At 72.6% G+C, this 5,574-nt stretch carries 8 protein-coding genes; all 8 read left to right on the top strand.

Annotation, left to right across the window (positions count from 1 at the left end):
* Positions 1-385 (top strand): SPOR domain-containing protein (locus tag FIF60_RS21970; protein ID WP_144300279.1); only part of this gene is annotated, 385 nt, incomplete at its 5' end.
* A gap of 5 nt (positions 386-390) precedes the next feature.
* Positions 391-1,413 carry a beta-N-acetylhexosaminidase gene (nagZ, locus tag FIF60_RS21200; protein ID WP_204251276.1) on the top strand — a complete coding sequence of 341 codons (1,023 nt, stop codon included), beginning with the start codon at positions 391-393 and terminating at the stop codon, positions 1,411-1,413.
* The gene (locus FIF60_RS21195) at positions 1,410-2,108 is read left to right on the top strand and encodes a site-2 protease family protein (RefSeq protein WP_144300277.1); all 699 of its coding nucleotides are present in this window, start codon (positions 1,410-1,412) and stop codon (positions 2,106-2,108) included. The genes nagZ and FIF60_RS21195 overlap by 4 nt, the downstream gene beginning before the upstream one ends.
* Positions 2,109-2,119: 11 nt before the next feature.
* On the top strand, positions 2,120-2,923 hold the full coding sequence (locus tag FIF60_RS21190) for a segregation and condensation protein A (protein WP_144300276.1): 804 nt from the start codon (positions 2,120-2,122) through the stop codon (positions 2,921-2,923).
* Complete coding sequence (scpB, locus tag FIF60_RS21185) at positions 2,920-3,651, top strand: SMC-Scp complex subunit ScpB (RefSeq protein WP_144300275.1); 732 nt, start codon at positions 2,920-2,922, stop codon at positions 3,649-3,651. Before FIF60_RS21190 ends, scpB begins: the two co-directional genes overlap by 4 nt.
* Entirely contained in the window at positions 3,651-4,715 is a 1,065-nt protein-coding gene (locus FIF60_RS21180) for an ABC transporter ATP-binding protein (RefSeq protein ID WP_144300274.1), read from the top strand. The genes scpB and FIF60_RS21180 overlap by 1 nt, the downstream gene beginning before the upstream one ends.
* A 136-nt stretch (positions 4,716-4,851) precedes the next feature.
* On the top strand, positions 4,852-5,070 hold the full coding sequence (locus FIF60_RS21175; protein ID WP_144300273.1) for a twin-arginine translocase TatA/TatE family subunit: 219 nt from the start codon (positions 4,852-4,854) through the stop codon (positions 5,068-5,070).
* A gap of 42 nt (positions 5,071-5,112) precedes the next feature.
* The coding region (gene tatB, locus FIF60_RS21820) for a Sec-independent protein translocase protein TatB (RefSeq protein ID WP_158639339.1) at positions 5,113-5,574 on the top strand (462 nt) is incomplete at its 3' end.

Here is a 5,574-nt window from a genome sequence, read left to right as displayed (position 1 = left end):
CCCCGCGCCGCCTGCCTCCGGCCCGGTGCCGCCGCCCGCACCGCCACGTCCGGCCGGCTCGGCGCCTCCTCCGCCTGCACCCGCCCCATCACAGGTTGCCGCCGCGGCGTCGCCGCCGCCTCCGCCCGTGCCCTCCGGGCGCATCCAGGTGCAGCTCGCCGCCGTGCCGAGCGAGCAGGCAGCGACCGCGGAGTGGAACAGGCTTCGCCGCCGCATGCCCGAGCTCCTCGCCACCCAGAGCCTCGTCGTGTCCCGTGGCGAGCGCGAGGGGCAGCCCTTCTGGCGCGTCCGCACCGGCGCCTTCGAGGACAATGCGTCGGCGCGGGCCTTCTGCGAGCGCGTGAAGGCGGCCGGCGGCTCCTGCTTCGTCGCACCGTCCGGTTGAACGGCGTGGCAACCGGCCAGGCGCCCCGCGCCGCGATCGTCGGCGTCTCCGGACACGAGCTCACGGCGGAAGAGGAGAGGCTGTTCCGCCGACTTCGCCCGCTCGGGCTCATCGTGTTCGCACGCAACATCGACACGCCAGCGCAGGTGTTTGACCTGACGGCAGCTTTCCGCCGCGCAATCGGGCGCGAGGACGCGCCTGTGCTGATCGACCAGGAGGGCGGGCGCGTCGCCAGGCTGAAGGCGCCGCACTGGCGCCACCCGCCTGCGGCCTCGGTGTTTTCCCGCCTTGCCGCGACCGACCCCGCCGCCGCCCGCCGCGCCGCCTTCCTCAACGCGAGGCTCATGGCCGACGACCTCGCCGATCTCGGCATCGACGTCGATTGCGCGCCCGTGCTCGACCTGCCGGTTCCCGGCGCGCATGACGTGATCGGCGACCGCGCGCATGGCGACACGCCGCGGATGGCGGCGAGCCTCGGCCGGGCCGTTGCCCGCGGCCTTCTCGCCGGCGGGGTGCTGCCGGTGATGAAGCACATCCCCGGCCATGGGCGGGCGACGGCGGACAGCCATCACGCGCTTCCTGTGGTCGAGGCCTCGCTCGCCGAACTCCGCGCCCGGGACGCCAGGCCCTTCGCCGCGCTCGCCGAGACCTGCCCCTGGGCGATGACCGCGCATATCGTCTACCGCGCGCTCGACCCCGACCGCCCTGCCACGCTCTCGCCGAAGGTCGTACGCTTCATCCGCCGCGAGATCGGCTTCGGCGGCGTGCTGGTCACCGACGATCTGGCGATGAAGGCGCTGGCAGGCGAGCCGGGCCGGCGCGCGAAGGAGGCGATCGAGGCGGGCTGCGACCTCGTTCTCGAATGCCCGGGCGAGCTTGCCCGCACCGAGGCCGTCCTGAAGGCGGTGCCGGAGCTTTCCGGTACCGCGGCGCGCCGGGTGAGGGCGGGGGCGAAGCTGGGTGCGGCCTCGCGCACGCGCTTCGAACGCGCCAGGGCCGAGGCGGCGCTCGCTGCCCTGCTCGGATGATCGAGGCCTTCCTCTGGGGCTTCCTGGTGATCGCGCCGGGAGCCGTGATCGCCATCGTTCTGCACGAGGTCGCGCACGGGTGGGCCGCCAACGCGCTCGGCGACCCGACGGCGCGGCTGATGGGCCGGCTGTCGCTCAACCCCATCCGGCACGCCGACCCTGTGGGCACGGTGGCGCTGCCGCTCTTCCTGTTCGCCATGCAGATGCTGACGATCGGGCGGGTGGAGTTCATGTTCGGCTGGGCAAAGCCCGTGCCTGTCGACCCGCGCTACTTCCCCAACCCCCGCGTCGGCATGGCCTGGGTTGCGGCGGCGGGGCCTGCGATGAACCTCCTGCTCGCCTTCCTGTTCGCGCTCGCGGGCCACAGCGTCGACCTGATGCCGCGCGAGATCGGGCTCTACGTGGTGGAGCTCATCCTCTTCGCGGTGCAGATCAACCTGCTTCTGATGCTGTTCAACCTTCTCCCAATCCCGCCGCTCGACGGCGGGCGGATCCTCGTGGGCGTGCTGCCTCTTGGCCCCGCGCGGGCGGTGGCGCGTCTCGAGCCGATGGGGTTTGCGATCATCATCCTCGGCTTCTTCCTTCTGCCCGCGCTGCTTCGCCAGGCCGGCATCGCGGCAGACCCGCTCGGCTCCATCCTCTGGCCGCCGCTCGACTTCTTCAGGCGGCTGGTCTTCACCGCAGCCGGGCTGTAGAGCGGTCCTCCATGACCGAGCCCGAGCCCTTCGCCGAGGACGCGCCCCGGGTCCCTGAGGCTCCCGGAACCCTCGCCGTCGCCGTGGAGGGGTTCGAGGGGCCGCTCGACCTGCTTCTCGCGCTCGCGCGGGAGCAGAAGGTCGACCTCGCGCGCATCTCCGTTCTCGCTCTCGCCGAGCAGTATCTCGCCTGGATCGCCCGCGCCCGCGCGCTCGACCTCGACCTCGCGGCCGACATGCTGGTGATGGCCGCCTGGCTCGCCTACCTGAAGTCCCGCCTGCTGATCCCGCCGTCGGAGCGGCCGGAGGACGAGCCTTCCCCCGAAGAGGCAGCCGAGGCGCTCGCCTTCCAGCTCCGTCGCCTCGAGGCGATGCGCGAGGTGGGCGCGAGCCTGATGGCGCGGCATCGCCTGGGCCTCGATGTCTGGCCCCGGGGGGCGCCGGAGGCGATGGTCGAGCGCGTGCCGGGGGGCGTCAGGCTCACCATGCACGAGATGATCGCGGCCTACGCCGCGGCCCGCCGACGCTCGCTCGGCAAGCGCACCTACACGCCGCCGCCGCTCGATCTCCTCTCGGTCGAGGAGGCGATCGCCCGGCTGAACAGGCTGATCGGCAATGTTCCGGGCTGGGCGGTGCTGTCGCAGTTCCTGCCGCCCGGGCTCGCGCGAGGCCTGCCGACGCGGGCGGCCATGGCGGCCATGCTGGTCGCCGGGCTCGAGATGGCCAAGACAGGCAGCGTCGATCTGCGGCAGGAACAGGCCTTCGGCCCCATCTATGTGAAGCCGGCCGAGCAGAAGCCAGCGACCGAGACATGAACGAGACAGACGAACCCATTGATCCTGCGGCAGAAGCGGAAGTCGCGCCTGGCGCGGCTGAGATCACCGCGGAGCACGTGCGGCTTGCCGAGGCGCTTCTCTTCGCGGCCGCCGAACCAGTTACGGAGAAGGCGCTCGCCGCCATCCTGCCCGAAGGGTTGGCCCCGGCCGCCGTGGTCGCGGTGCTCGGCGATGGCCTTGCCGGCCGTGGCGTCGAGGTGGTCGCTGTCGCGGGCGGCTGGATGATGCGCACCGCGCCCGATCTCGCCCCGCTTCTGCGCAAGCGCTTCGAGGTGCCGCGGCGGCTGTCTCGCGCCGCCGTCGAGGCGCTCGCCATCGTCGCCTACCACCAGCCCGTGACGCGCGCGGAGATCGAGGACATCCGCGGCGTTGCGCTTGCCCAGGGCACGCTCGACACGCTTGTCGAGGCTGGTTTCGTCGAGCCGAAGGGCAGGCGCGAGACGCCCGGGCGCCCGGCGACCTGGGGAACCACGGCGCAGTTCCTCGCGCATTTCGGCCTCGCCTCGATCAAGGACCTGCCGAAGCTCGACGAGCTGAAGGCAGCGGGGCTCCTCGAGCCCCTGCCGCCGTCTTCCTCCAGCGCGGGTTCCCCGGGCGCCGAGCCTTCCCCGCCAGGCGGGGTGGCTGAGGCCGAGGAGGAGGCGCCCCCGCCTCTCGACCCAGAGCCGGAGGAGCCTCAAGCGCGCGGAGAGGACAAGCCGGTCTGATGGCGCTCCGGCTCGAGGACATCCATCACCGCTTCGGCGAGGCGGAGATCCTGAAGGGGATCACGCTGGCCGTCGCGCCGGGCGAGATCGTCTGCCTGCTCGGGCCTTCGGGCGACGGCAAGACGACGCTCCTGCGCATCGCCGCGGGCCTGACGCCGCTGCAGCGCGGCCGCGTCGTCGTGGGCGGAAGGGTGGTCGCAGAGCCGGGGCGGGAGGTGCCGCCCGAGCAGCGCGGCGTGGGCCTGCTGTTCCAGGATTTCGCCCTGTTTCCCCATCTCTCCGTGCTCGACAACGTCGCCTTCGGGCTGACCGCGCTTCGCGGCACGGCGCGGCGCGATCGGGCCATGGCGATGCTCGCCCGCGTCGGGATGGACCGGTTCGCCTCCACCATGCCGCACACCCTCTCCGGCGGGCAGCAGCAGCGCGTCGCGCTCGCCCGCGCGCTCGCCCCGCAGCCGAAGGTGCTGCTGCTCGACGAGCCCTTCTCCGGCCTCGATGCGAGGCTTCGCGACCGCGTGCGCGACGACACGCTGCACGTGCTGCAGGAGGAAGGCATCGCCGTGCTGATGGTCACGCACGATGCCGAGGAGGCCATGTTCATGGCCGACCGCATGGCCATCCTCCATCGCGGGCTGATCGCGCAATCCGGCCCGCCGGCCGAGATCTATCTCCACCCCGCCACGCCCTTCGTCGCCTCCTTCCTCGGCGAGGTGAACCGGCTCTCCGGCCAGGTGCGGCTCGGCATGGTCGCGACCCCTTTCGGCCCGGTCCCCGCCGGCGGGCGGCAGGAGGGCGAGCGCGTCGAGGTGCTGATCCGTCCCGAGGCGATCCGCCTGCTTCCCGCTTCCGAGGGCGAGGCCTGCCACGCGCGCGCACGCGTCGAGGCGGCGCGGCTGCTCGGCCGCACCTCGATGGTGCATCTCTCGGTCGAGGACGGGGTTGGCGAGGTGCATCACGTGCACGCGCGCATCCCAGGAGAGTTCCTTCCCGCTCGCGATGCCGTGGTGGCGGTCGCGCTCGACCCGACGCGTGCCTATGTATTTCCCGACAGCGAGGCGGCATGACGATCCTGCGCCGCCGCGCTCCCCGCCGCTCCGGCTGCGTTGCCGGTGGGGGGGCAACCTGCCAATATCCGCGACCGCTCATGCCGGCGGGGCGGGCAGCGGCATCGCGCGTCCCGGGACGTGACGGGGGAGAGGGATGAGCATCGGCATCTGGCAGATCGCGATCGTGGGGCTCGTGCTTGCGCTGCTCTTCGGCAGCCGCAAGCTTCCCGCACTCGGCGCCGAACTCGGCCGCGGCATCCGCGACCTGCGTGGGCATCTCTCGCAGAAGGCCGCGCCGGTGTCGGAGGACGCACCGTTCGAGGAGCCGCAAGCCCCCCCCAAGGCGCACGGCCCGCTCGGCGGCGTGCGGTAGCGAGGGGGTCGCCGCCGCGCCAGCGTCGGCCGAGAGAAGCGCATGTTCGATTTCGCCTGGTCGGAAATTGCCCTGATCCTCCTGGTCGCCCTCGTGGTGATCGGGCCGAAGGAACTGCCCAATGCCGTGCGCGGCCTTGCCGAGTTCATCCGCAAGGCGAGGCGGATGGCCGGCGAGTTCCAGGTGCATGTCGACGAGATGATGCGGGAGACCAAGCTCGACGAGGTCAAGCGTCAGATCGACGAGGTGAGGACGGGCGTCTACGAGATGAAGCGCGACGTCGAGCGTCAGATCGACGAGAACGGCATCCGCGACGCGTTCAAGGACCCCTTCGCCGAGACGTCGTCCTCGACCGGCACGGCCGCGCCGGCGAGCCCGACGCCCGCGCCCGAGACGCCGCCCGTTCCTCCACCGGCACCGGTTGCCGCGCCCGTGCCGCCACCGCCCGCTGCGCCGAAGGGGCCGCCTGCCTTCGTTCCCCCCGGCGTGGCCGCGCCGCCCGCC

The organism is Elioraea rosea (assembly GCF_007644105.1).
In the GTDB taxonomy this organism is placed as follows: domain Bacteria; phylum Pseudomonadota; class Alphaproteobacteria; order Acetobacterales; family Acetobacteraceae; genus Elioraea_A; species Elioraea_A rosea.
The sequence above is the reverse complement of the archived record's forward strand: the minus strand, read 5'-3'. Positions and strand labels throughout refer to the sequence as shown.

Bases quoted from the DNA above. Each gene is read 5' to 3' on its own strand.
- FIF60_RS21195 (WP_144300277.1), top strand. From the start codon at position 1,410: ATGATCGAGGCCTTCCTCTGGGGCTTCCTGGTGATCGCGCCGGGAGCC.
- FIF60_RS21180 (WP_144300274.1), top strand. From the start codon at position 3,651: ATGGCGCTCCGGCTCGAGGACATCCATCACCGCTTCGGCGAGGCGGAG.
- FIF60_RS21190 (WP_144300276.1), top strand. From the start codon at position 2,120: ATGACCGAGCCCGAGCCCTTCGCCGAGGACGCGCCCCGGGTCCCTGAG.
- FIF60_RS21175 (WP_144300273.1), top strand. From the start codon at position 4,852: ATGAGCATCGGCATCTGGCAGATCGCGATCGTGGGGCTCGTGCTTGCG.
- scpB (WP_144300275.1), top strand. From the start codon at position 2,920: ATGAACGAGACAGACGAACCCATTGATCCTGCGGCAGAAGCGGAAGTC.